Source organism: Vibrio ostreae (assembly GCF_019226825.1).
In the GTDB taxonomy this organism is placed as follows: domain Bacteria; phylum Pseudomonadota; class Gammaproteobacteria; order Enterobacterales; family Vibrionaceae; genus Vibrio; species Vibrio ostreae.
Window position 1 is genome coordinate 3,361,065 of the sequence record NZ_CP076643.1, and the last position, 24,649, is coordinate 3,385,713.

Annotated in this window: 17 protein-coding genes, 3 pseudogenes and 1 other annotated feature; of the genes and pseudogenes, 7 read left to right on the top strand and 13 right to left on the bottom strand. The window is 51.7% G+C overall.

Features of this window, described 5'->3' with window-relative positions; translation table 11 throughout:
* Positions 1-201: 201 nt before the first annotated feature.
* On the bottom strand, positions 202-1,689 hold the full coding sequence (locus KNV97_RS21640; protein ID WP_136486278.1) for a carbon starvation CstA family protein: 1,488 nt from the start codon (positions 1,687-1,689) through the stop codon (positions 202-204).
* A gap of 426 nt (positions 1,690-2,115) precedes the next feature.
* Between KNV97_RS21640 and KNV97_RS21645 the strand changes: the two genes are divergently transcribed.
* Both KNV97_RS21645 and KNV97_RS21650 read left to right on the top strand, forming a co-directional pair.
* Positions 2,116-2,457: a DUF2799 domain-containing protein gene (locus KNV97_RS21645; protein ID WP_218562737.1), complete on the top strand. Its 342-nt coding sequence runs from the start codon at positions 2,116-2,118 to the stop codon at positions 2,455-2,457.
* A gap of 22 nt (positions 2,458-2,479) precedes the next feature.
* On the top strand, positions 2,480-4,270 hold the full coding sequence (locus KNV97_RS21650; RefSeq protein WP_218562738.1) for a cation:proton antiporter: 1,791 nt from the start codon (positions 2,480-2,482) through the stop codon (positions 4,268-4,270).
* Here KNV97_RS21650 and murQ read toward each other — a convergent pair.
* Both murQ and KNV97_RS21660 read right to left on the bottom strand, forming a co-directional pair.
* Positions 4,267-5,208 (bottom strand): N-acetylmuramic acid 6-phosphate etherase, encoded by a 942-nt coding sequence (gene murQ / locus KNV97_RS21655; RefSeq protein ID WP_218562739.1) that lies wholly within the window; start codon positions 5,206-5,208, stop codon positions 4,267-4,269. The genes KNV97_RS21650 and murQ overlap by 4 nt on opposite strands.
* 98 nt (positions 5,209-5,306) lie before the next feature.
* The gene (locus KNV97_RS21660; protein WP_218562740.1) at positions 5,307-6,419 is read right to left on the bottom strand and encodes an anhydro-N-acetylmuramic acid kinase; all 1,113 of its coding nucleotides are present in this window, start codon (positions 6,417-6,419) and stop codon (positions 5,307-5,309) included.
* Positions 6,420-6,555: 136 nt separating this feature from the next.
* On the opposite strand from KNV97_RS21660, the pseudogene nagZ reads away from it, so the two are divergent.
* Positions 6,556-7,544: pseudogene (gene nagZ, locus KNV97_RS21665) on the top strand (beta-N-acetylhexosaminidase).
* Between the two features lie 48 nt (positions 7,545-7,592).
* Here nagZ and btsR read toward each other — a convergent pair.
* Positions 7,593-8,309 (bottom strand): two-component system response regulator BtsR, encoded by a 717-nt coding sequence (btsR, locus tag KNV97_RS21670; RefSeq protein ID WP_218562741.1) that lies wholly within the window; start codon positions 8,307-8,309, stop codon positions 7,593-7,595.
* A gap of 9 nt (positions 8,310-8,318) precedes the next feature.
* Entirely contained in the window at positions 8,319-9,995 is a 1,677-nt protein-coding gene (locus tag KNV97_RS21675; protein WP_136486292.1) for a sensor histidine kinase, read from the bottom strand.
* 240 nt (positions 9,996-10,235) lie between these two features.
* Between KNV97_RS21675 and KNV97_RS21680 the strand changes: the two genes are divergently transcribed.
* On the top strand, positions 10,236-11,309 hold the full coding sequence (locus KNV97_RS21680) for a 3-deoxy-7-phosphoheptulonate synthase (RefSeq protein ID WP_136486294.1): 1,074 nt from the start codon (positions 10,236-10,238) through the stop codon (positions 11,307-11,309).
* Between the two features lie 14 nt (positions 11,310-11,323).
* The gene (gene tyrA / locus KNV97_RS21685) at positions 11,324-12,451 is read left to right on the top strand and encodes a bifunctional chorismate mutase/prephenate dehydrogenase (RefSeq protein ID WP_218562742.1); all 1,128 of its coding nucleotides are present in this window, start codon (positions 11,324-11,326) and stop codon (positions 12,449-12,451) included.
* 128 nt (positions 12,452-12,579) lie between these two features.
* Here tyrA and KNV97_RS21690 read toward each other — a convergent pair whose 3' ends face one another.
* Entirely contained in the window at positions 12,580-12,957 is a 378-nt protein-coding gene (locus KNV97_RS21690; protein WP_136486298.1) for a PilZ domain-containing protein, read from the bottom strand.
* Positions 12,958-13,105: 148 nt separating this feature from the next.
* Positions 13,106-14,773 (bottom strand): energy-dependent translational throttle protein EttA, encoded by a 1,668-nt coding sequence (ettA, locus tag KNV97_RS21695; protein WP_218562743.1) that lies wholly within the window; start codon positions 14,771-14,773, stop codon positions 13,106-13,108.
* 363 nt (positions 14,774-15,136) lie between these two features.
* Here ettA and sltY point away from each other — a divergent pair.
* Positions 15,137-17,083, top strand: a pseudogene (gene sltY / locus KNV97_RS21700) (murein transglycosylase).
* A gap of 55 nt (positions 17,084-17,138) precedes the next feature.
* A complete protein-coding gene (gene trpR, locus KNV97_RS21705; RefSeq protein WP_218562744.1) occupies positions 17,139-17,432 on the top strand; it encodes a trp operon repressor in 294 nt (97 codons plus the stop codon).
* 50 nt (positions 17,433-17,482) lie between these two features.
* On the opposite strand, the gene yjjX is transcribed toward trpR, so the two are convergent.
* The 6 genes and pseudogenes from yjjX to KNV97_RS21735 all read right to left on the bottom strand — a co-directional run bounded on the left by yjjX (position 17,483) and on the right by KNV97_RS21735 (position 24,498).
* Complete coding sequence (yjjX, locus tag KNV97_RS21710) at positions 17,483-18,055, bottom strand: inosine/xanthosine triphosphatase (RefSeq protein WP_218562745.1); 573 nt, start codon at positions 18,053-18,055, stop codon at positions 17,483-17,485.
* Positions 18,027-20,372: a putative bifunctional diguanylate cyclase/phosphodiesterase gene (locus tag KNV97_RS21715; RefSeq protein ID WP_218562746.1), complete on the bottom strand. Its 2,346-nt coding sequence runs from the start codon at positions 20,370-20,372 to the stop codon at positions 18,027-18,029. Before KNV97_RS21715 ends, yjjX begins: the two co-directional genes overlap by 29 nt.
* Positions 20,356-21,391 (bottom strand): annotated as a pseudogene (locus KNV97_RS21720) (polyamine ABC transporter substrate-binding protein). The gene KNV97_RS21715 and the pseudogene KNV97_RS21720 overlap by 17 nt, the downstream one beginning before the upstream one ends.
* Positions 21,392-21,568: 177 nt before the next feature.
* Positions 21,569-22,750 (bottom strand): prephenate dehydratase, encoded by a 1,182-nt coding sequence (pheA, locus tag KNV97_RS21725; protein WP_136486312.1) that lies wholly within the window; start codon positions 22,748-22,750, stop codon positions 21,569-21,571.
* Between the two features lie 13 nt (positions 22,751-22,763).
* Positions 22,764-22,886 (bottom strand) — a sequence feature (Phe leader region).
* Positions 22,887-22,992: 106 nt separating this feature from the next.
* The gene (hpf, locus tag KNV97_RS21730) at positions 22,993-23,322 is read right to left on the bottom strand and encodes a ribosome hibernation-promoting factor, HPF/YfiA family (protein WP_136486314.1); all 330 of its coding nucleotides are present in this window, start codon (positions 23,320-23,322) and stop codon (positions 22,993-22,995) included.
* A gap of 447 nt (positions 23,323-23,769) precedes the next feature.
* A complete protein-coding gene (locus tag KNV97_RS21735) occupies positions 23,770-24,498 on the bottom strand; it encodes an outer membrane protein assembly factor BamD (RefSeq protein ID WP_218562747.1) in 729 nt (242 codons plus the stop codon).
* Positions 24,499-24,649 lie beyond the last annotated feature (151 nt).

Consider the following 24,649-nt stretch of genomic DNA (forward strand, 5'->3'; position numbering starts at 1 on the left):
TGTGTCGCTGACGCCTGCTATTGATATCGGAATTGCCATCGCTTTTGATTGCAATCGGTTTATCGCGCTAAGAGGTTGGGTGGCTTAACAGGCAAGATTCGCCTTAACAGACGAGGTGTCGCAAAGACCGGCTGCGGCATCACAACAAAGGGCTCCTTGCGGAGCCCTTTGTTGTTGCAGCATTATCGGTGAGCGTCTGCTTTACGCAGTCTCGGTCGCACCGGCTGCTGGCTTGGCTTCGTCAGCCAGGTCAGTTTCGCCTTTGCCTTTCGAAATCTTAATCACGTACACAGTGATAGCCAGGGTTGCCACCAGACCAATGATGGTCGAGATTTGCATTGGCATGCCAAAGCCCAGTGTGCTGTTGTTGAGGATGAAGGTGATACATACCGCAGTCATGAACATGGCAGGGATAGTCGTGATCCAGTGCAGTTTATTGTGACGTAGTAGGTAAGCAGACGCTGTCCACAGCATCATCACGGCTGTTGTCTGGTTGGCAAAGCCGAAGTAACGCCAGATGATACCGAAATCAACCTGAGTCAGAATGCCGCCAATCACGAATAGAGGCATAGCCATCAGCAGGCGGTTACGCAGGGTCTTCTGTTCCATGTTGAAGTATTCAGCCAGGATCAGGCGGCTGGAGCGGAATGCGGTGTCACCAGAGGTGATCGGCAGAATAACTACACCCAGGAAGGCAATGATACCGCCGAATACGCCCAGCAGACCAAATGATGAACTGTACACGACGTTACCCGGACCACCGTCTTTGATTGCAGCCGACAGTGCATCCAGTGAGCCGAAGAATGACAGGGCAATCGCACACCAAATCAGCGCAATCACGCCTTCACCGATCATCGCTCCGTAGAACACAAAGCGTCCGTTCTTTTCGTTTTCCAGACAGCGTGCCATCAGTGGGGACTGAGTCGCGTGGAAACCTGAGATAGCACCACATGCGATGGTGATAAACAGCGCAGGCCATAGTGGCATATCGTTCGGGTTCATGTTGTGCAGCATGTCGCTGACTTCAAAACCGCCCAGAATCTGGTGCTCGCTTGAGAAAGCGATGGCTGTGATCAGGCCAACTGACATGAAGATCAGCAGGGCGCCAAACAGTGGGTAGAAGCGGCCGATAATTTTATCGACCGGCACAATCGTTGCTACGATGTAGTAAGCAAAGATGATGACAACCATGGTGGTCATGTTGACGGTCAGGTCAGTTTGCTCGTTGATCAGGTTAGTGATCATACCGGCGGGGGCCGAAACGAAGACCACTCCGACCAGCAGCAGCAGCACAATGGCAAAAATATTCATAAAATGTTTGGCGCCATTGCCAAGATAACGACCAGACAGTGACGGTACTGAAGCGCCACCGTTGCGGATTGACAGCATGCCTGAGAAATAGTCGTGGGTGGCCCCGGCAAAGATACAGCCGATAACAATCCACAGCATGGCGGCAGGACCATACAACGCGCCCATGATTGGACCAAAGATAGGACCAACACCGGCAATATTCAGCAGTTGAACAAGGTAAACTTTCGGAGTGGACATAGGTACATAGTCGACACCGTCAGTTTGAGTATGCGCGGGAGTCTGGCGCTTTTCGTTGATGCCGAAAACTTTTTCTACGAATGTGCCGTAGATGAAGTAGCCGCCGATCAGGGCTGCGACACAGGTTAGAAACCACAACATAGCGATTGTCCTTTATGATTGAAGTAGGGTGTTATTGAATTAATCTCAGGATGGATACTAAATGATCGATAATCGAGCTTCACCGGGTTTACCGCTCAGTGGTCGTCTGGCGAATTAAGTGGTTTCTGGCACGTATTAGTGGTTTTTAACGGCCGCTCAGCGGCAGCGACACACAGTAAACGGCCGGTGTGGCAGACAAAGGCTGAAACAGCGAATTAGCGCTGTCGGTCACGAATTAACGGCCATGATACGCATTCAATAGCCGTGTGGTCTGGTCGGTGGCACTATAGATTTCAAGCTAAGTTCAGTTGTGCATAGCCGTGCCGATTTCAATAGCAGTACAGGTGATGGTTGGCGGCCCCAAGGGGGGCTTGACAGCCGTGGTAAGGTAACCGATTCGCAGTTAACCGGGTATAAAGGCAAAAAATGAAAACAATACTATTAATGTTGGTGACAATAGGGCTTTGGGGGTGCGCTGCAACAGAAAGCGAACTGGCAGCACAGGGAAACTGGTATCAGATTGGTTATAACGATGGTATTGCCGGACATACCCAGCGTGCATACAAAAAACTGGCTGAACTCGGCTCTGCCAGTCAGTCCGATTACCATCAGGGCTATCTGGATGGCGTGAGTGAGTATTGTAATCCGGACTTTGCCTATCAAATGGGAGTGAACGGACAATATTACGAAGGTGTGTGTGAAGGTACCAAGCAGGCGCAACGATTCCGTATGGAATGGCAGCGTGGCTGGAACGAATACAACAAATAATCAGGGTTAGGCAATTACCAACATGCATGAAGAGTATATCGCTCTGGCGTTAGCCATGATCGGGGTCGTGGGTTTGGCGTGTCAGTGGCTGGCGTGGAAACTGCGCCTGCCTGCCATTCTGTTTCTGTTAATCGCCGGTATTGTTGCTGGCCCAATCACAGGTATGCTGCAGCCCCAGCAGTTACTGGGGGAGTTACTGTTTCCGCTCATCTCTCTGGCGGTGGCGGTGATTCTGTTCGAAGGCAGTTTGACCCTCAACTTCAAAGATATCCGCGGCGTCAGCAAAACGGTGTGGAGTATTGTCTCGCTGGGAGCGCTGGTCTCCTGGGGGATTACATCTTACGCCACCCACTGGCTGCTCGGCTTTGACTGGCCGTTGGCTCTGCTGTTCGGCAGCCTGACCGTGGTGACCGGGCCGACGGTGATCGTGCCTTTGCTGCGCACGGTACGCCCCAACACCCGCCTGTCGAACATATTGCGCTGGGAAGGGATTCTGATTGACCCGCTTGGCGCACTGTTTGTGGTTATGGTGTACGAGTTTATTGTCTCGAGCAGTGAAGCGCACAGTTTGCAGGTGTTTGGCCTGATTCTGCTGGTCGGGGTCGGGATTGGCGTTATGTCCGGCGCTGCTGTTGCGTATGTGCTGCGTCATGGCGGATTGCCGGAATACCTGCAGCCATTTGCGGTGTTAAGCGTGGTACTGGGGGTGTTTGCCGCCTCTAACGCGATTGAATCGGAATCCGGGCTGCTGACCGTAACTGTGATGGGGATGTGGCTCGCCAATAGCCGCGATGTCAATATCCAGCATATTCTGCACTTTAAAGAGCACCTGACCATACTGCTTATCACCGGTTTGTTTATCCTGCTGGCGGCGCGGATTGAGATCAGTGACTTTACTGTCCTGGGCTGGAGCTCACTGGCGCTGTTTGTGGTGATGCAACTGGTGTCGCGCCCGGTGTCGATAGTGCTGGCAACTCTGCGCAGTAATCTTAAATGGCGTGAAATCGGTTTTTTGGCCTGGGTTGCGCCGCGCGGGATTGTTGCAGCGTCTATCTCGTCACTGTTTGCTATCAAACTCGACTCGTTCGGGATGAGCGAAGCCAATCTGCTCGTGCCGCTCACCTTTATGGTGATTATCGGCACCGTGGTGTTGCAGAGTGTTACTGCTCGGCCGATGGCGGTGGCGCTTAAAGTGGCCGAGCCGGCGCCGAAAGGATTTTTGATCCTCGGTGCCAATGAAGTGGCGCGTGAAGTCGGTAAAGCGATCGCTAAGTATGATTGTCGCGTGGTGGTCACCGATTCTAACTGGGATTATATCCGTCAGGCGCGGATGGCAGGGCTGGAGCACTATTATGGCAATCCGATTTCCAGCCATGCGGATGAGTATCTCAACCTGATTGGGGTCGGGCACATGCTGGCGCTCAGTTCGGATAAGCATTTTAATATCATGGCGTGTATGCAGTTTTTATCATACTTTGGTGAGAAACGGGTGTTCTGCCTGCACGATAACGGTAATGGCAATCAGCAGGATAAACACGCTGTTGCGGAGGAGTACCATGGCTTGTCGTTTTTGGGCGGGACGGTCAGCTATAAAAAACTCGCCAGCCTGATAAGTCAGGGTGGGGAAATCAAACACACCAAACTGAGCGAGAATTTTACTTTTGCGGATTACCAACAGCAGCATAAAGCCAGTTTCTGGCTACCGCTGTTTGTGGTCGATCAGCGCGGCCGGGTACAGATGTGTGCAGACCCGGTCAACTTTACTGCTAAAGAGGGCGAAACCGTCGTCTCGCTGATTAAGAAAACAGCCTAAGCGTTCGGGCTCTGGGCGTCGGCTTCGTCGTCCATTGCCCGGCGCAGGAAACCATCGGAGTCAGACAAGCGCGCCAGGGCCTGCTCGGCAGTCACGCCGGTCAGATGCATCAGAATGGCCACTTTGGCGTTGTTGCCGCTTTTGGCCAGTAGCGCTTCGGCGACGTCGCGTTCGCAGTCGGTGGCCTGCATCACGATCCGTACTGCACGGGCCACCAGTTTTTTGTTGGTGGCTTTGACATCCACCATCAGATTCTGATAGCTCTTACCTAAGCGGATCATGCTGGCGGTGGTCAGCATATTCAGTACCAGCTTCTGCGCCGTCCCTGATTTGAGGCGGGTGGAGCCGGTCAGGGCTTCCGGACCGACGACCGGGCTGATGGCGATCTGGGCCAGATCGGCAATCGGTGAATCGGGGTTGCATGACAAAGCCACCGTTACCGCGCCGAGATCATTGGCGTAGTCCAGCGCACCAATCACGTAGGGCGTGCGGCCGCTGGCGGCGATTCCGACCACGACATCCTGTTGGTTAAAACCGATAGCCTTAAGGTCATCCACGCCAAGCGTCGCTGAGTCTTCCGCGCCCTCACGCGCTGTAAACATCGCATCCCGGCCCCCGGCGATCAGGCCGATCACCATCTGGTCAGAGACCCCAAACGTTGGTGGGCATTCCGAGGCATCGAGAACACCAAGCCGGCCACTGGTGCCAGCGCCCAGATAAATCAGGCGACCACCTTGCTTGAATGCGGCGGTGATTTTATCCACGGCGGCGGCAATATTGGGCAGCTCTTTTTCGACCGCCAGCGGGACCAGTTTGTCCTGCTGGTTGATGCGCTCGACGATTTCCAGTGAAGAGAGCAAGTCAATATCCATGGTATCCGGGTTGCGCCCTTCAGAAACCAGGTGGGAAAGGGCAGCCAGCAGAGCATCATTTGTCATTGTTATGGTCCACGTTGTCAGTTAATTAAGATCGGGTTGGTTTGCGCCTTGTGTTCTATTAAACCAGCGGGGCGTTTTCGCGACTAACGTTTTCGCGACTAATTAGGCGGATAAATCACTCCGAGTGACGCCAGTTGGCGCGCACCGGTGACGCTGGGCAGATTACTCGCCAAACCGTGTATGCGTCGCTGCGCCAGCCAGGCAAACGCCATCGCTTCCATGTAATCGCCATTGACCCCTTTGCGGGTGGTCGGGGCAACCTGCCAGCCGGGCAGCAGAATCTGTAACCGTTCCATCAGCAGGCCATTCTGCGCGCCGCCGCCGCATACCAGTAATTCGGGGGCCGGACCTTGTGCATACTGGCGTACCTGGTCTGCGATAGTTTCAGCACTCAGTTCGCATAAAGTGCGCTGCACGTCGGCAGGCGCAGGATGATGCCCGGCCAGTTGCTGATCGAGCCAGTCGAGATTGAACAGCTCGCGGCCGGTGCTTTTCGGCGCCGGTTGGCTGAAATAGCTCGCTTGCTTAAGCTGCAGCAGCAGAGAGGTGATCACTTTGCCCCGGCGCGCCCAGTCTCCATTCATGTCGTAGCTCTGGCCTGTGTGGCGCTGACACCAGCCATCCATCAGTACATTACCCGGTCCCGAATCATAACCAATCACGCTGGCGTCCGGACTGAGCACTGAAATATTGGCGATCCCGCCGATATTCAGCACCACAACACTGGAGTCGGTGACGGCAAATACGGTGCGGTGGAATGCCGGTACTAACGGCGCTCCCTGACCGCCGAGTGCCATGTCTTTACGGCGAAAGTCGGCCACGGTAGTGATGCCGGTGCGCGCGGCAATGACGTTGGCATCGCCGAGCTGGATGGTAAACGGTGTCGCTCCGGTGGGCTGGTGAAACACGGTCTGGCCGTGATTACCGATCGCGCGGATCTGCTCTGGTTTGGTGCCGCTGGTGGTCAGCAATTGTTCGACGGCATCGGCATACAGGTGGCCAAGCAGATGATCCAGTGTGCCGATTTCAGCCAGGTTGGTTGGCTGACCAAGGCAGACGGCCAGCAAGCGCTGTTTGAGTTGTTCAGGCATGGGCAGAAAGCCATGCGCCATTAATTCAATATGATCGCCACTCAGGGCAACCAGCGCAGTATCGACGCCGTCCAGGCTGGTGCCGGACATAATGCCGATGTACAGCTCACGTTGATCCATTATGTTATCCGCTTGTCAGATTATTCGCTTCGGAGAGAGTAACTCGCTAAAAGCCATTGTAATTGAAAAACAAACTGAATAACCTCCTTTGCAATGACAAATTTTTATCATCCCACAGGGTGAATGAGAGGCAATAATGGGTCCGTTGTGGCTTGATGTGGAAGGCTGTGAACTGACAGCAGAAGATCGCGAAATATTGGCGCATCCGACGGTCGGTGGTGTGATTCTTTTTGCACGTAATTACCACGATAACCAGCAACTGCTGGCGCTCAACCAGGCCATCCGTCAGGCAGCCAAGCGTCCGATTCTGATTGGGGTCGATCAGGAGGGCGGGCGGGTCCAGCGTTTTCGTGACGGTTTCAGCCGTATTCCGGCCGCGCAAAGTTATGCCCGCTCTGCACTGGGTGAGCAACTGGCCGAGCAGGGGGGTGGTTGATGGCAGCGGAGCTGGTTGCGCATGATATCGATCTCAGTTTTGCTCCGGTACTGGATAAAGGGTTTGAATGCCGGGCCATTGGCAGCCGCGCGTTTGGTGACGATGTGGCGACGGTACTGACCCACAGCAGCGCTTACCTGCGCGGGATGAAATCGGTCGGCATGGCGACGACGGGCAAACATTTTCCCGGTCATGGCGCTGTGATTGCCGATTCACATCTTGAGACGCCGTTTGATGAGCGCGACAGTATTGCCGCAGATATGCAGATTTTTGAGACACAAATTAAGGCGGGTCTGCTCGATGCCATGATGCCGGCGCACGTGGTTTACCCCCATTATGATGATCAGCCTGCCAGTGGCTCACCTTACTGGCTCAAGCGTGTTCTGCGCGAGCAGCTCGGCTTTGCCGGCATCGTGTTTTCTGACGATCTCAGTATGGAAGGCGCTGCCGTGATGGGCGGTCCGGCGCAGCGCGCCAAGCAGTCATTGCAGGCAGGCTGTGATATGGTGCTGATGTGCAATAAGCGTGAGTCGGCCGTCGCGGTGCTGGATGACCTGCCCATCAGCGAAGTGCCGCAAGCGCTGCAACTGCTTAAACAGCGTAACTTCAGTTACCGCGAGTTACAGAGCTCAGTACAGTGGAAACAAGCCAGTTTGGCGATGCAGCGTCTGGTCGAACAGTTTGGATAACGCAAAAGGCTCCCGAGGGAGCCTTTTGTCTACCTGATGGGTAGACAATTAATGGAAACCGAGTTTCTCTTTCAGTTCTTTAAGATAGCGGCGGCTGACCGGAACCTGATGGTCTGAGCGGGTCATGATTTCCGCCAGACCATTCTCCAGCAACTTAATCTCTTTGATTGCTTTGGTATTGACCAGATACTGGCGATGACAGCGTACCAGCGGGGTTTTTTCTTCCAGAATTTTCAGGGTCAGCTGGCTGGTGGCGCGCTGGTGTGATGTCTGGACATGCACGCCGCTGATATCGCTGAAGGCAAATTCGACCTCGGTAGTCGGAACAATCACGATACGGTTTAAACCGATGCACGGCACCTGGTCCAGATTGTGCGGTGCCAGGATGGAATAATCCTGTGGTTTGCTGATACTGCGTACCAGGCGGGCGATGGTTTTTTCCAGCCGTGCCGGGTCAATCGGCTTAAGCAGATAGTCAAAGGCATTATCTTCAAAGGCCTGCAGAGCGTATTGGTCATAGGCGGTGACAAAGACCACCTTGGGCATGGTTTCCGGATCGAGCATGCCGAGCAGTTCAATGCCGGTAATTTGTGGCATCTGAATGTCGAGAAACACGACGTCAGGCCGTAGCTGGTTGATTTTTTTCAGCCCTTCGATGGCATTGTTGGCCTCGCCAATCACATCAATCTGGCCGCTTTCCGCCAGTAAATCCATCAGCTCTTCACGGGCGAAATGCTCGTCGTCTATTACCAGTGCAGATAACATTCTGATTCCTCAATAGGTTCCTTTGTCGGGGATGAGAAAGCTCATTCGGGTATATTGGTTATGTTCGACCTCGATATTGAGGCCGCAATCGGCACCGAACTTATAACTCAGGCGTTTAGCGACGATCTGCATCCCCAGACCATCGTGATCCTCACTCGGAGCCTGATAACTGCCGGCATTGTCTTCGACTACGATACGATAGCCGTGCATTTCTTTAATACTGTAGATGCGTACCTTACCGCCTTCCAGCAGGTTGGAAGTCCCATGCTTGATGGCGTTTTCCACCAGAGGTTGCAGGGTGAAGCTTGGCACGTTGCGCTCCAGCAAAGATTCATCAATCGCAATGTCCACATCCAGCCGGTCACTAAAGCGTGCCTTCTCGATAGTCAGATACGCGTTGACGTGCGCCAGCTCCTCTTTCAGAGTCACTACGCCGATATTCTGCTTCAGATTACTACGGAAGAACTGCGATAAATGCTGGATCAGTTCACGGGCTTTATTGGGATCACGCCGGATCACCGCGCTAATGGTATTGAGGGCGTTAAACAGAAAATGCGGGTTGACCTGGGCCTGCAGTAGTTTGATTTCTGCCCGCGACAGCAGAATCTGTTTCTGCTGGTATTCACCGTACAGGATCTGACTCGACAACATCTGGGCAATCCCTTCCGCCATCGACATATTGATGGTCGAAAACAGCTTACGCTTCGGCTCGTACAGTTTTATGGTTCCAATGACCCGATCTCCTGCACGCAGCGGGATAATCAGCGCCGATCCGAGACGGCAACTGGGCGAGATCGAACACTGATAAGGCCGCTCCTTGCCGTCGAGATAGATGATAGCGTTGCGGGCAATCGCATCCAGGGTACTTGGTGAGGAAATCGGTGTGTTGGGCTTGTGGTGGTCGTCACCAATGCCGACAAAGGCGAGAATTTTATCCCGGTCGGTGATGGAGACTGCGCCGACATTGGTCTGTTCATAGACGATGCGAGCAATTTTTTCTGCGTTTTGTGGGTTAAAACCGTTGGCGAGGATGCCCACTGAGCGCTCGGCGATATTCAGCGCGCGGCGTGAAAACGTCGCGGAATACTCTTCGAAAATAGTTTTGCGATCCTGCAGGATACTCATAAACAGCGCCGCACCGACCGAGTTGGCAATGATCATCGGTGCCGCAATGGTCGAGACCAGGGCATAGGCCTCTTCATAGGGATCGGCAATCAGCAGGATCAGCAGCATCTGGACAATTTCGGCAAACAGGGTGACGGCAAACACCACGCTCGGACTAAATAGCAACCGGCCTTTGCTTCTGCGCATCAGATAAGTGTGCAGCAAACCGCCGATAATCCCTTCTGCTGTGGTCGAGACCGCACAAGCCAGGTCGGTAAAGCCACCGAGGGAATAGCGGTGGATACCGCCGGTCAGCCCAACCGCAAAGCCAACCACCGGACCGCCAAACAGGCCCCCCATCACCGCGCCGATCGCTCGAGTATTGGCGATGGCATCATTAATCTGCAGACCAAAATAGGTGCCCATAATACAGAACAGCGAGAACAGCACATACACGCTGAGTCGGTGATTGAAGCGGCGTGAAATGTTCAGTAATGGCAAAAAAATGGGGGTTTTACTCAGCATGTAGGCCAGCACAAGGTAGACACACATCTGCTGCAGTAACGAGAGAATTAAATCCATAAACCTGTTTCATCGCGGGTGGAAAGGGGGCTATTTTAGGGGAGAGTAAGGCAAGAAAACACGCCTCAGGCGGCACTTTGTGGTGAAAATAGCATAACTGCCAAGTGTAAATTTAAATTTACAGCAAATGTTTTTTAAAATTTACACTTGCATTGTTTTTAAACCCTGTTAATTTGTGTTTTATACAACTTGAACACCCTTATTATCAAAGTGTGTAAATAAAAGATTACAGGTGACGCGATGAAAAAAAGTGAATTAAGCGATATCAACATTGTTGATGAACAGATACTGATTACTCCAGATGCACTGAAAGACAAGCTGCCTTTGAGTGACAATGCCCGTCGTTTTATTCGCCAGTCGCGTCAGGAAATCGCCGACATCATCCACAAGCGCGATCATCGTCTGCTGGTGGTGTGCGGCCCGTGTTCTATCCACGATATTGCAGCGGCGAAAGAGTACGCCAAGCGTCTTAAAGCGTTATCGGAAGAGCTTAAAGATCAACTCTACATTGTGATGCGCGTCTACTTCGAAAAGCCGCGTACCACTGTGGGCTGGAAAGGTCTGATTAACGACCCGCACCTGGACGGTACCTTTGATATTGAGCACGGTCTGCATGTCGGTCGCCAGTTGCTGGTGGATCTGGCCGAGATGGAAATCCCGCTCGCAACTGAAGCCTTGGATCCGATCAGTCCGCAATACCTGGCTGACACCTTCAGCTGGGCTGCGATTGGCGCGCGGACCACTGAATCACAAACGCACCGTGAAATGGCCAGTGGCCTGTCGATGCCGATCGGTTTTAAAAACGGTACTGACGGCAGCCTGTCGACGGCGATCAATGCGATGCAGGCCGCGTCTTCCAGCCACCGCTTTATGGGGATCAGCCGTGACGGACAGGTTGCATTGCTGACCACGCAAGGTAACAGCAACGGTCACGTTATTCTGCGTGGCGGTAAGCAGACCAACTACGATTCAGTTTCTGTCGCGGAGTGTGAAGAAGATCTGGCTAAAGTCGGCCTGGATGCGGCGCTGATGGTGGATTGCAGCCACGCGAACTCACGCAAAGATTACCGTCGTCAGCCTCTGGTGGCAGAAGATGTGATTCACCAGATCCGTGAAGGCAACCGCTCTATTATCGGTCTGATGATTGAGAGCCATATCAACGAAGGCAACCAGTCTTCAGACCTGCCTTTCGATAAGATGGCTTACGGCGTTTCCATCACCGATGCCTGTATTAATTGGGATACAACTGAGGCATTATTACGCCACGCTCATCAGGAGCTGATTCCGTTTTTGCAAGATCGCCTTAAAGGTTAATTAAAGGATTATTCATGGCCGTAGAATTAAATGAATTGCGTGATCAGATTGATGCCGTTGACAAGCAGATGGTGGAACTGCTGGCTCGTCGTCTGGCATTGGTCGAGAAAGTTGGTGAAGTAAAAAGTCAGCATGGCTTACCGATTTATGCTCCGGACCGCGAGGCCGCGATGCTCGCGTCCCGTCGTGAAGAAGCGGAGCGTAAAGGGGTACCACCGCAACTCATCGAAGATATTCTGCGTCGTACCATGCGTGAGTCCTACGCCAGTGAAAAGGATTCCGGCTTTAAGTGTCTGAATCCGGAACTGCGCTCTGTGGTGATCATCGGTGGTCACGGTCAGCTTGGCGGCTTGTTTGCGCGGATGTTCAAACTGTCGGGCTACCCGGTCAAAATACTGGGCAGTAAAGACTGGGAGCGTGCCGATGAAATGCTCAGTGATGCCGGCATGGTGGTGGTCACAGTTCCGATTCACCTCACGCTGGGCGTGATAGAAAAACTGAACACTCTGCCAGCCGACTGTATTTTGTGTGACCTGACCTCGGTCAAGAGCAAACCGCTCAAAGCCATGCTTGCGGCGCACCAGGGGCCAGTGGTGGGTCTGCACCCGATGTTCGGCCCGGATGTGCCTAGCCTCGCTAAGCAGGTGATTGTGTACTGTGATGGTCGCGGCGAAGAGCATTACCAATGGCTGCTCAAACAGTTCTCCATCTGGGGCGCGAGTTTGTGTCAGATTGATGCCGCTGAGCATGATCATGGGATGACCTTGATTCAGGCGCTGCGCCACTTTACCTCGTTCGCTTACGGCCTGCATTTGTCGAAAGTGAATCCTAACCTGGCGCAGCTGTTGCAGCTCAGTTCACCGATTTATCGCCTTGAACTGGCGATGGTGGGGCGTTTATTTGGTCAGGATCCTAATCTGTACGGCGATATTATTTTGTCATCGGAAGAGAACATCAGCATGATCGAGGACTTCTACCGTAACTTTGGTGAAGCGGTCAAACTGATTACTGACCGTGACAAGCAGGGCTTCATCACCCATTTTGACAAAGTCAGCCAATGGTTTGGCGACTACTCCCAGCAATTTATGCTGGAGAGCCAGAATTTATTAAAACAAGCAAATGACTCGATTCATCGAGGCTAACTCTCCCCGGTAATTAGCGCTGCTTCGGCAGCGTTTTTTTTATCCCGTTTAGGGGCAAGTGTTTAGCGCAGCGATGTTCAGTTTTCGGCCTTACCAGGTCGTGCGCAAACCACGAACAGCGAAGCGGACTAGTCGGCGGCGCAATCACCAAGATCAGCCAGGTATTCCATCTCGCGGTGCAGCAGAGTGTCGTTGCCGACATTGAGTTCGACCAGGCGTTTTAAGTGGCTGATACTCTCGATATCGATGTGATCGATGGTCAGACGCAGGATACGCTCATCCTGGCTGACTAATTGGGCACTCAAGGTGATGTTGATATCACTGTCCGGTAACATAAAAGAGACGTCAACCAGACGTGAAGGATCAATATCCGGCTCATCAACCGCCCACAATAAAAGTCCATGCAGAGACAGGTCCTGGATGCAGGTGGCAAGCTGATAATCTCCCTGAATAATGGTCGCGGGAGCCTGGTAAATGATACGGCTGAAGTGGCGGCGTTCTATCATGGTCGTTTTCCTTTTGAACTGAGCTCTTCAAGCATAGCAAAGAGTGGCACTCTCCACTGTTTAACCGTGCTCAACACGAGTTTAACCGTGCGCAATATAATAAAAAAGGCCGCATAAAGCGGCCTTTGGCGTGAAATCTGACAGCAGATTACTTGGTGATACGTTTGTACTTGATACGGTGCGGTTCTGCCGCTTCCGGACCGAGGGTTTTCTTCAGCCAATCCATGTATTCGCTGTAGTTACCTTCGTAGTAGTTCACCTGACCTTCATCACGGTAGTCGATGATATGGGTCGCAATACGGTCGAGGAACCAGCGGTCGTGCGAGATAACCATGGCACAGCCAGGAAACTCGAGCAGTGCTTCTTCCAGGGCACGCAGGGTTTCTACGTCCAGGTCGTTAGTCGGTTCATCGAGCAGCAGTACGTTACCGCCGGCTTTAAGCAGTTTGGCCAGGTGCACACGGTTACGTTCACCACCAGACAGTTCACCAATGACTTTCTGTTGATCTGAGCCTTTGAAGTTAAAGCGTGAGCAGTAAGCGCGCGCCGGAATTTCAAAGTTATTGATCTTGATGATGTCCGCGCCTTCCGAGATCTCCTGGAATACCGTGTTGTTGTCATTCATTGAATCACGGAACTGATCCACAGAAGCCAGTTTCACAGTATCACCCATTTCTATGCTGCCTGAATCAGGTTGCTCGGTGCCGCTCAGCATCTTGAACAGGGTTGATTTACCGGCACCGTTGGCACCGATGATGCCGACGATCGCGCCTTTTGGCATGTTGAATGACAAGTCATCGATCAGCACGCGGCCATCAAATGATTTGCTCAGATTCTTCACTTCGATCACTTTATCGCCTAAACGCTCACCTGGCGGAATGAACAGTTCGTTCGTTTCATTACGCTTCTGGTGATCGCCGCTTTGCAGTTCTTCAAAGCGGGCCATACGAGCTTTCGATTTCGCCTGACGGCCTTTTGGATTCTGACGAACCCATTCCAGTTCTTTCTCAATCGTCTTCTGACGAGCTTTTTCCTGCGATGCTTCTTGTTGCAGACGTGCGTCTTTTTGTTCCAGCCATGAGGTGTAGTTACCCTGCCATGGAATACCTTCACCACGGTCCAGTTCCAGAATCCAGCCAGCCGCGTTGTCCAGGAAGTAACGGTCGTGGGTAATCGCGACCACAGTGCCTGTGTAGTCCACCAGGAAACGTTCCAGCCAGGCTACAGATTCGGCATCCAGGTGGTTGGTCGGCTCGTCCAGTAGCAGCATGTCTGGTTTTTCCAGCAGCAGGCGACAGATCGCCACACGGCGGCGCTCACCACCCGATAGGTGGGCGATTTTCTGATCCCATTCCGGCAGACGCAGTGCGTTGGCTGCACGTTCCAGCGCGTTTTCCAGATTATGGCCGTCTTTCGCCTGAATCAGTGCTTCCAGCTCGCCTTGTTCTTTCGCCAGCGCATCGAAGTCTGCATCCGGTTCTGCGTACGCGGCGTACACCTCATCCAGACGCTTAAGAGCACCGGCCACATCAGAGACCGCTTCTTCAATGATTTCACGTACTGTTTTGGACTCATCCAGCACCGGTTCCTGAGGCAGATAGCCGACATTCAGACCTGGTTGTGGGCGTGCTTCACCATCGATATCAGTATCGATGCCCGCCATGATACGCAGCAGAGTCGATTTACCTGCACCGTTGAGACCCAAAACACCGATCTTGGCTCCCGGAAAGAAGCTCAGCGAGATGTCTTTAAGAATTTGACGTTTAGGTGGCACAATTTTGCTCACCCGTGACATGGTATAGACGTATTCAGCCATTGCCGATCATTCCTAAACTTTCAAACACAATAAAGCCAATATTCTATACTAAAGCAGCGCCGTTTGTTACTAGCGGCGCCTGATCTTTAACGCTGATTTTTCACGACTGTGGCCTGCGTGGCACATCGTCAGGCTGAGTTGGCGGATGACCTGTTGTGTCATCGGATGCGTTCATGTAAGGGATAACTGATGAAGCGCCCAAATAGGTTGGCAAGGATACGTAACCTGCCACACACTTTGACTCGCTGAACTGGCGCTGTCGTATTATTTACATCAACTTTACATCTCGCACCTTTACAATCAGCGTTACGATCAGCGTAATGTTCATATAGAAATGACTCGTTTTTTAAAGGAATAAGAGCCATGACGCTTTGGTGTTTTTCTCGGCCGCCTCGTCTTGTGTCATCAGTGCTGGTATGCAGCACATTGATGAGCGGCGCAGCGTTCTCAAGCTCGGCAGAAACAGACGCGCAGCGTGCGCTGTATGATCAGGCCCAGCAGTGGCTGGATGACGGTAACGTGGACGCGTTTAAGCAAGTGCGTTCTAAGCTGGCTGATTATCCGCTGACGCCTTATCTTGATTACCGTAGTTTTCTGATTGATATGGGCAGCAAGCCGCCGATTGCGGTACGTGCTTTTATCGATTCCCATCAGGAATTTCCGTTCTCCGCCCGCATTAGTGCACCCTATATCAGCGCATTGGCGCGCGATAAGAAATGGGGGGGCGCTGCTGCAGTTTTCTCCCAATGAACCCAACGGTGAGACTTATCGTTGTCACTATTACAACGCGAAGTTGCAAACAGGTAAGCGTGATGAAGCTTACCGCGGGGCCGAATCACTGTGGCTGAGCGGAGCCAGTGTATCTGATGCCTGCGATCCTCTGTTTGACAGCTGGGATAAACAGGGCGGTCTGAGTGATGACCTTATCCTGCAGCGCATGGTGCTGGCATTTGAAGGTCGTAACCGTTCCTTGTTGCGTTATCTGGCTAAGAAAGTCAAGGGCAAGAATGCTCAGCAAAGCGCCCAGGCGATGCTGGCGCTGTTTGATAAGCCGGACACCGTAGAGAGCTTTGCCCGTCAGTACAGCAGTGGTGAGCTGGCGCAGCGTCAGGCGGTGTTGGCGTTGGAGAAACTGGCCCGGATTGATGAGCTGAAAGCTCAACCGCTGCTGGCACCGGTTGCCAAGGCACAAAACTGGTCTGCACAACAAATCGCGCGGGTTGGTCAGTATATTGCGCGGCGTATGATGGATGTCAAACCGACGGATTTACGGCAGTGGCGCGACAACATGATTGTCGGCAGCCACAACAGCGATCTGATTGAAGCGCGTATCCGCCTGGCACTGGTTAATCTCGACTGGCAAGGCGTCGAAGATTGGATAAAGCAGTTCCCGGAGGATGAACAGCAAGCGACCCGCTGGCAGTACTGGCTGGGGCGCAGTGAAATCGCGCTCGGTAAGCAGGAGCAGGGTAACCAGCGGCTGCGTGCTATTTTAGGTCAGCGTAACTTCTACAGTGTGGCGGCGGCAAAAGCGCTGCAACAGTCGATCGAATACCCGATCTCGACCGTTGAGCTGGATACGGCACAGGTTAAGCCTTATCACACCAGTCTGGCGCGAATTCAGGAATTGATTGAACGGGATAAAATTGCGGCTGCGAAAAGTGAGTGGTACTGGCTACTGAGCAGGGTCAAGCAGCCGCAAAAGAGATGCTGGCTGCCTATGCTGCCAGCCAGCACTGGCATCATCTGACGGTGACGGCGTCGATATCGGCGCGGATGTGGGATAATATGCAACTGCGTTTTCCGTTGGCGCATCAATGGTGGTTTGATTTCTATGCCGATAAGCACGGCCTGGACCCGATAATGCTGATGTCTCTGGCTCGTCAGGAGAGTGCAATGGACTCGGAAGCACGCTCGCCAGTGGGCGCGCGCGGTATCATGCAAATTATGCCGGCGACGGCCAGTTACACCGCGAAAAAGTATCAGATTAGCTATAACGGTGCAGACGATCTGTTTGAGGTCGGTAAAAACATCGAGATAGGCAGCCACTATCTTAACGGGTTGCTGGAGAGGTACGATAATAACCGTATTTTCGCTTTTGCGGCTTATAACGCCGGTCCGCATCGGGTCGACCGTTGGCGGGAAGAGAGTGGTGGTAAACTGGATGCGTTCGCCTTTATCGAAGCAATCCCGTTTCGTGAGACGCGCGGCTATGTGCAAAACATTCTGATGTTTGAAACTTATTACCGCGACCTGAAAGGGGTTGATGGCGCCTTTCTCAATTCACAGGAGATCGCGACAAAATATTGATTCCGTTTGAGTGTTCACTACAATAGAGTTCATGTATCACTCAACGAGTACAATCATGTCACAACAACCTGAGTACGACGACTGGTCACAATTAATGTCAGTGGTGAAAGAGGCCGCTGATAACGATCAGCATGCAATGCTGCTGACGATGTTAATGACCCCGGATGAACGTGAGTCCTTGGTCGCGCGGGTCAATATTCTGTGTGAGCTGCTCAAAGGTGAAATGTCTCAGCGTCAGGTCAGCCAGATGCTCGGAGTGGGAATTGCAACCATTACCCGTGGGTCGAACGAGCTAAAATCCCGCACCGATACAGAGCGGGATAGTTTGGCTAAGTTGATATTGAAATAGCCACAACCCGGATAAACAGCGCCAGCCCCAGGCTGGCGTTTTTGTTTTTGTTACACTCCCGGCTCACTGTGAATGACGGCTATGGTCTGGCTTATATCCGCCCCGGCAGGGAAATGGTCCGGATTGATAAACGGGATCAAAGCCAGAATGAGAGCCTGATGATAGACCGAACTGCGAGTCAGCTGGTGTTGGGTCAGCAAGCCAATCGCACCGCCTTGCTGTTTGATATTCTGTGTGCCGAATACCTCATCCATCACATCGCCCAGTTCATTGGCGTCAGCCAGTTTTGCCAACACCTGCGGCGGAAGCATCAAACTGGCTGAACGTGACTCACCGCGTCGCGATCCGGATTCGATAATCATCCAGGCGAAGGTCACACCGCCCTCAATCCCCGCCTCCAGGCCGACATAATAATCGCCGTCATTGACTGCCTGCCGGGCATTTCGGACCCGGTTCAGCGCGCCGAGTTTGGTTTCGGCGTCACTCATCGGTTGATCGGCGACCTCGCTGGCAACGCTGACACCGGTAAAACTGAATGCCTGGGCGGGAAACACGCTGCTGAATGCGCTTTCTACGGCACTGATCTTGGCCGGATTAAGTGAAGCAATGATCACTTTGTGCATAAAACTGATTACTCTCGTTGTATTGTTGCCAGTTACGTATCTCTATCAGCGACATCGGCTGACCAAAAAGGTAGCCTTGCATAAAATCACACCGATATTCGGTCAGCCAGTGAAGCATTTCCACACTTTCTATCCCTTCGGCGGTCACTTCAATGCCTTGTGAGTGGCACAACTCAATCAGTGGTTTAATGACTTGCTGCTTATTGCTACTGAGCAGAGTATCCAGAAACTGGCGATCAAATTTTATTTTCTGTACCGGGTATTGTACCAGTTGTGCTATCGAGGTGTAACCTGACCCAAAATCATCAATGGTAAGGCCAAATCCCTGCTTGGACAGTTCATCCAGCAGCGGATAGCTTTGTGAATTGGCGGCAAAGGTTTCGGTAATTTCAAACTCTATCCGATACGGCTCCAGATCGTAATAACGGGCATGTTGTTCGATAAACTGAGCCAGATTTTTTGAGTCCAGCTCGGCTGAGGAGAGGTTGATCGACAGCTGTACCGGCTGGGAAAATTCCCGGCTCAAGGTGTTAAAGTCGGCGAAAGCGGACTGGATAACCCAGCGATCAATGATTCCAAACAGGCCGGTCTGCTCGGCGATGGGGATAAATTCGTCCGCAGCCACTTCGCCCAGTTGCGGAGAGAACCAGCGCAACAGAACTTCAAATCCGGCGACGTTATGCCCGGAACAGGTGAAATAGGGTTGATAGACCAGACTGAATTCCTGATCAAAATTTTGCTCTCGCAAAGCTCGTTCAATGTCATTACGCCGTTTGACGATATCATCCAGTTGTTGTGAGTAGTGAGCAATCTGATTTTTACCGGCGTTTTTGGCCTGATACATCGCGGTATCTGAGTTAAGCAGCAATTTTTCCACCCGAACACCATCTTGCGGATAGGTGGCAATCCCGATACTGGCGGTAATCGGAAAGTGACTCAGAGGGGAGTGGTCACGGTTTTGAATCGGGTCGAGCAGACGCTGGGCAAAATCATCGGCGTAATGAGCGCCGTGAGCTGGCGCGGAGAGTAAAATCGCGAACTCATCACCCGACAGACGGGCAGCCAGGCTGGAGACCTGATAAAGTTCGAATTCCTCGCACACCAGCCGGACATGAGAGGCGAAGTTAACCAGCAGAGAATCACCCACCTGATGGCCGTATTTGTCGTTGACGTATTTAAAGTTATCCAGGTCGATATACAGCACCCAGAGGTGGTGGTTACCCGGGATATCCAGCAGGATTTGCTCGGCTTTGTGATGAAACTGGCGTCGGTTTGCCAGCTTGGTCAGATGATCGTATTCGGCCAGCGTTTTGGTTTGCTGATAAGAGCTGTCGAGCTCGGCATACATGGCATAGAAACGGGCTGACAGACGGCCGATTTCATCATCCGAGTCGCGCAGTTCAATATTCTGACGCTGTTTATTCTCTACCTCCTGCAACTGTTCATCCAGACGCAGGATCGGATTAATCATATGTTTATATAGCAGCATCAGAAGGAGGATCACCGTGATTAACGCCGATAAACCAAACGACACCATCAGCTCTTTCTGAATGCTGTTGAGGTGCTGGCGCAGCAGCAGCGGGGCCGGGTCGAGAATGGCGTACATATCTGGTTGCAGTTCGACACTCTGGGTCAGTTGCTGCGGATTTTGCGGTGGCTGGGGCTGGAAAAACAACGGGCTTTGGTTATCAAACTCGATTTGTCTGCGCAGCGCGTTGAATTTATCAAGCGTGACGTATACCACCACAAAAAAGATTTCATCGCGGTTGTAACTTAGCGGGGTCTGCAGGGTTTGGGTATCTAATACATCATAACGGACCAGGACGCCTTCACCGGCAGAGTTTTCGGTGTAGCTGACATTGGAAGTGTTATGGCTCTGCTTAAATTGCTGCTCGACAAAGTTTTTGACTTTGGGGTCAAAGCGCGCGAAAGGATCGTTACTGTTCTCGGCATAATAGAGCTCATTGTGCTGTTTATCCAAAATAGACAGCGCGACAAAATCGACATCGCTGGGCTGGAGAATATCGATGGTCTGATTGAGATTATCCACCAGTTCCAGTTCACGATAGGGATTGCTTTCATGCTCAAAGTAATGCCGGAGAATGTCGCTCTTGGCTAACGTAAACGAGTAGCTGTTGAGCAGGGCACGCGTCTGTTTGAAATGGCTGGCCAGCTTTTCCATATTGAGCTGCAGATAACTGTCAGTACGTTTAAGCAGAGCATCTTTCTGGCTACTGTAGATGATGTAGCTTGATGCGGCGGCACTGAGCAGGATAACGGGTGCAATCAGCAGCAGGATTCTATGGTTTAGCTTCATGAAGGTCGATTACATTATTGATGATTTTTGCTCTGACGCTGAGATTTCGCGGTGAGAGCTCATGGTCGATGATGGCTTGGTCCAGTTGTGCATCGGACAAATAAAGGCTGCTGTCATGAACATCTTGCTGCGGCATAAGTGCCATCGCGGCGCGGTTCGGGGGTGGCACTCTGCATATCCTGAGCATTCATTGCTGCGATATCGGGGCGCATCAAAAACTCAAGAAACGCACGCGCCTCGGCTTTTTGTTGTGAATTGCTGTTGATAGCCAGACAGTCAATCCAGATATAAGGCTTGCCTTGCGGCAGAGTAAAGGCCCAGTCGTCATTATTGAAAAAACGATTCAGTGCGTAATGGTCACCGCTGTAGGCCAGTGCCATAAATAAGTCGTCGTTTTGAGTATGACTGCGCACATAGCTTAATGCGTATTCATAGGTCAACACCTTTGGGGTCGCGGCTTCCATGACCTGATAGGCTTCTTTCAACTCTGGCAGAGAATCGGTGATCGGTGAGTAAGCGAGGCTGTACAGTGCAGGTAAAAGAGTCTCGACACTGTCGTAAATCAGTCCGATATGCCCCTTTAACTCATCACTGATATTTACCAACTGGGACCAATGCGTTGGTGGCGCCGCAATTTTACTTTTACGATAAGCGATACCGACATAGCCCCAGAAGTAGGGGATAGCATGGGTACCACAGGCCTGATTCCAGCGCGGGAAGTTATTGTCTCGCCCCGACAGTTCAGAGAGATCTTCAAACTCATTCTGGCGCGAAAAGATATGGGCAGAGACATTGTCGAGAATAACGACATCAAATGGCAACTGGACGCTGTTGAGCATCAGCAGGCTACGTTCATCATCGTTGTCAAAATGATAAAGGTGCAGAGGTGTATCGTGAGTCTGATTCCAGGCGTCGATGACCCGTGGTGACAGGGTGTCTTCCCACAGATAGATATTGAGCTCTTGTCCCATTACTGGCATGGAGAGCCCGAGTAAAGCAAAGAGGAGCGTTTTGGTCATCCGTATTTGAGCGAGTCCGGCGGTCACCGGGCATCTGTCCTTGTGTTGGTCCTTACTCACATGCCCGGAAATATGAAACCACCGGTAGTGCATCCATTATCACTAATTAAAATAGCGTGCCTATTATAGGGATAGAATATGCAACTACCAGCGTTTACAGTGAAATATATGATTCAGCTATCGTTCAGCTAGCTTTACCTGGGTCGGTTTGACATTTTCCGTTGGATAACAACCTAATACCTTGAGGTGTTTGGTCAAGCGGGTCAGTTCAAGCAGCGCTTTTTGCATGCTCTCGGAATCGAGATGGGCTTCCAGATCGACATAGAACATCTCTTCCCACGGATTGCCCATAATCGGACGTGATTCCAGCTTGGTCATATTGATACCGTAACGCTGCAGTACCAGCAGGGTAGAGACCAGCGATCCCGCTTCCTGTGAGGTTGACATAATCAGCGTGGTTTTGGCCGGGATCTGCGCCGACACTTCAACCGGTTTGCGCGCCACGATAATAAAACGGGTGTGGTTTTCGGTCTGGTTGGCAATATTGCCCTGGATAGGTTGCAGGCCATACAGTTTACCACTCGACGCATTGCCGATAGCGGCGACATCACTGCGGCCCAGTTCCTGAACTTTTTTCATTGCATCGGCGGTGCTGGCACAGGTTTCCAGTTTTACCCCGTTAAGGCGGCTGATAAATTCGCTGCATTGCTGGTGCGGCTGCGGATGAGAGTACAGGACCTGGATATCTTCCAGGCGGATATCCTGGGTTGCCACCAGGCAGTGTTCAATCGGCTGGGTAATCTCACCCACAATATATAGCGTGGTGTGCTGCAACAAATCGTACACTTCATTGATCGAGCCAGAACTGGTGTTTTCGATCGGCAGTACGCCGTAGTCGGCATGGCCGGATTCAACCGTGGTCGTGATCTCTTTGAACTGTTCACAGTTTAATTCAATCAGTTCAGTATTTTTACGGCTGAAATATTCCCGTGTCGCAAGGTGGGAATACGAGCCTTTTGAACCCAGAAAAGCGACTCGTGCCAAAGGTTTACGGCTTTGCGGATTGGCCAGGTTTTGCAGGTAAGTTTGCTGCAGCAGCACAGAGTCTTCGATGATGGTATGGAAAATTTTGGTAATGTAGGGGGCATCGAGCTGATATTTGTCTTTGCCTGCATGGATCAGTTTGACAAGCAGTTGCTGCTCTCGTGCGGCATCACGTACCGGCTTAGATGTTTCAACTTTACTTTTCGCCACTTCGATACTGAGGCTGCGACGCTCGGAAAGCAGGCTGAGAAGTTGATCATCGAGTTCATTGAGGCGCAGTCGAATCTCTTCGAGTGAATACTGTCTGTCTGTCATACTTATTGTCCTTATAAAAAAAGCCCCCCGTATGGGAGGCTTTCTGTTCGTTTTTGACTTATCTTTCGCGAACGAGCGTGCCTCCAACTAGTTTTGGAGAAAAAAGAAGTCAAAAAAGAACAGTGAGTGCAGAGTCATGTTTGTCCGTACAAAGGGGTGAAGAGAACACACAATAAGCAAGCGGGCTGGGAGCGTCAAGCAAAAAAATAGCGCCCGCAGGCGCTATTTCTAAAACTGTTTCCTTATTCTTCCACTTCTTCTTCCAGCTCCGGTTTGTCAGTACGACGAGCTTCCGGCTTATGACGCAGTTTATTCAGTTGACGTTCGAGTTTTTGTTCTACCTCGTTGATGGCTGCGTAAAGATCTTCATGGACTGCTGAGGCGTTGATTTGTCCTTTTGGAATGCTGATGGTTGCCTCAAACTTTTTCTGTTTGTTAGGTTCTTCGCTAAAGCTAGCCTGGCAGCCGATGATGTCTACTTGCCATTTTTCCAGCTTTTTGAATTTACTCTCAATGTGCGCACGGATTGCAGAGGTGATTTCAATGTTTTTACCAGTGATATTCATTTGCATAGTGACTTTTCCTCTGTTGCATCCCTTATGGGTTGAGTTCAGATTGCCGTTTTCATATCAAAAAAAATGTGATCAATATCACTTTTGTGCCTGGTGTTTCTGCGAGTGAAAACAAACGTGATCTTAAGCAAAGAGTACCATCATGAGGGAGGAAAAAAGCTTGAGATTCACAATGAACGGGCTACAGTGGGGGAGTGTTGTTACTAAAAAATCTCCGCTTTTTAGTGGCTTGCTTCGGCCTGAAAAAACTCGGTGCTTAATTTGTGTACACCACCTCTGGTGAGGTGGTTCACCTTGCGCCTTGCTAACCTGATTCCGAATGCCGTTACAGCGGATAATTTCTGACCTTCTTTTCGTATCTCGTCATCTAGCCGAATCAAAAAAAGCCACTTCTGAAGAAGTGGCTTTCAGTCATTACAAGCCGATAAGCATAAGGCTATCGGCTGCTCACTGCTCAGGGTTGAGTTGCATCAACTGGCGGGTACGCTCAACCGAGTATTTCAGGCCCAGTTGTTGATAGGCTTCCAGTTGAATCTCCAGCGACTTGCGCGCGGCTTCGGTATCCGGATAAGTTTTTTGCAGCTCTTGAGTACGATTAATGGCGGCAATCCAGGCTTCGCGGCGCAGATAGAAATCCGCGGTCGCCAGGTCGTAATCCGCCAGGCGGTTTTTCAGTGCAAACATGCGGCGCTGGGCATCTTCTGCGTAGGGGCTGGCCGGGTAGCGTTGCAGCAGCTTTTTGAAGTCGGCAAATGCGGCTTTTACCGGTTCCGGATCGCGGTCACTGCGATCAACATTAAACAGGTCATGCATAAAGTTGCGATCCTGAGCCATATGGGTCAGGCCACGCATGTAAAGTACCCAATCCATTTTTTCATGGGTCGGGTTTAAGCGGATAAAGCGTTCAATGGTCGCCAGACCTAACGCCAGATCGTCGTTCTTATAGTAGGCGTAAATCAGATCCAGTTGTACTTGCTCGGAGTACGCCCCGAACGGGTAGCGTGAATCCAGCGCTTCAAGCTTTTCAATCGCTGTCATCCAATTGCCGCCCTGCAGTGAAGTTTGTGCTTCAGTGTACAGCTGAGCGGGGGGGACATCCGGCACTACTTCTTTAGTGCTCGAACAGCCGGCCAGAAGAGATAACGCGAGTAAGCCTGATAAAGTTTGGTATTTCATGTCAGGAGTGAGTTCCTTGCAATTAAAGCTTATACACTTGGAGCATCGGCGCTCCGCAAAACGGTTCGTTACTTTCTTGGCAGTAACAGATACAATGGCGTCATATTTTTCCATACTAGTGACTATTAGTCTCACGGTTTTTAAAAAAGTT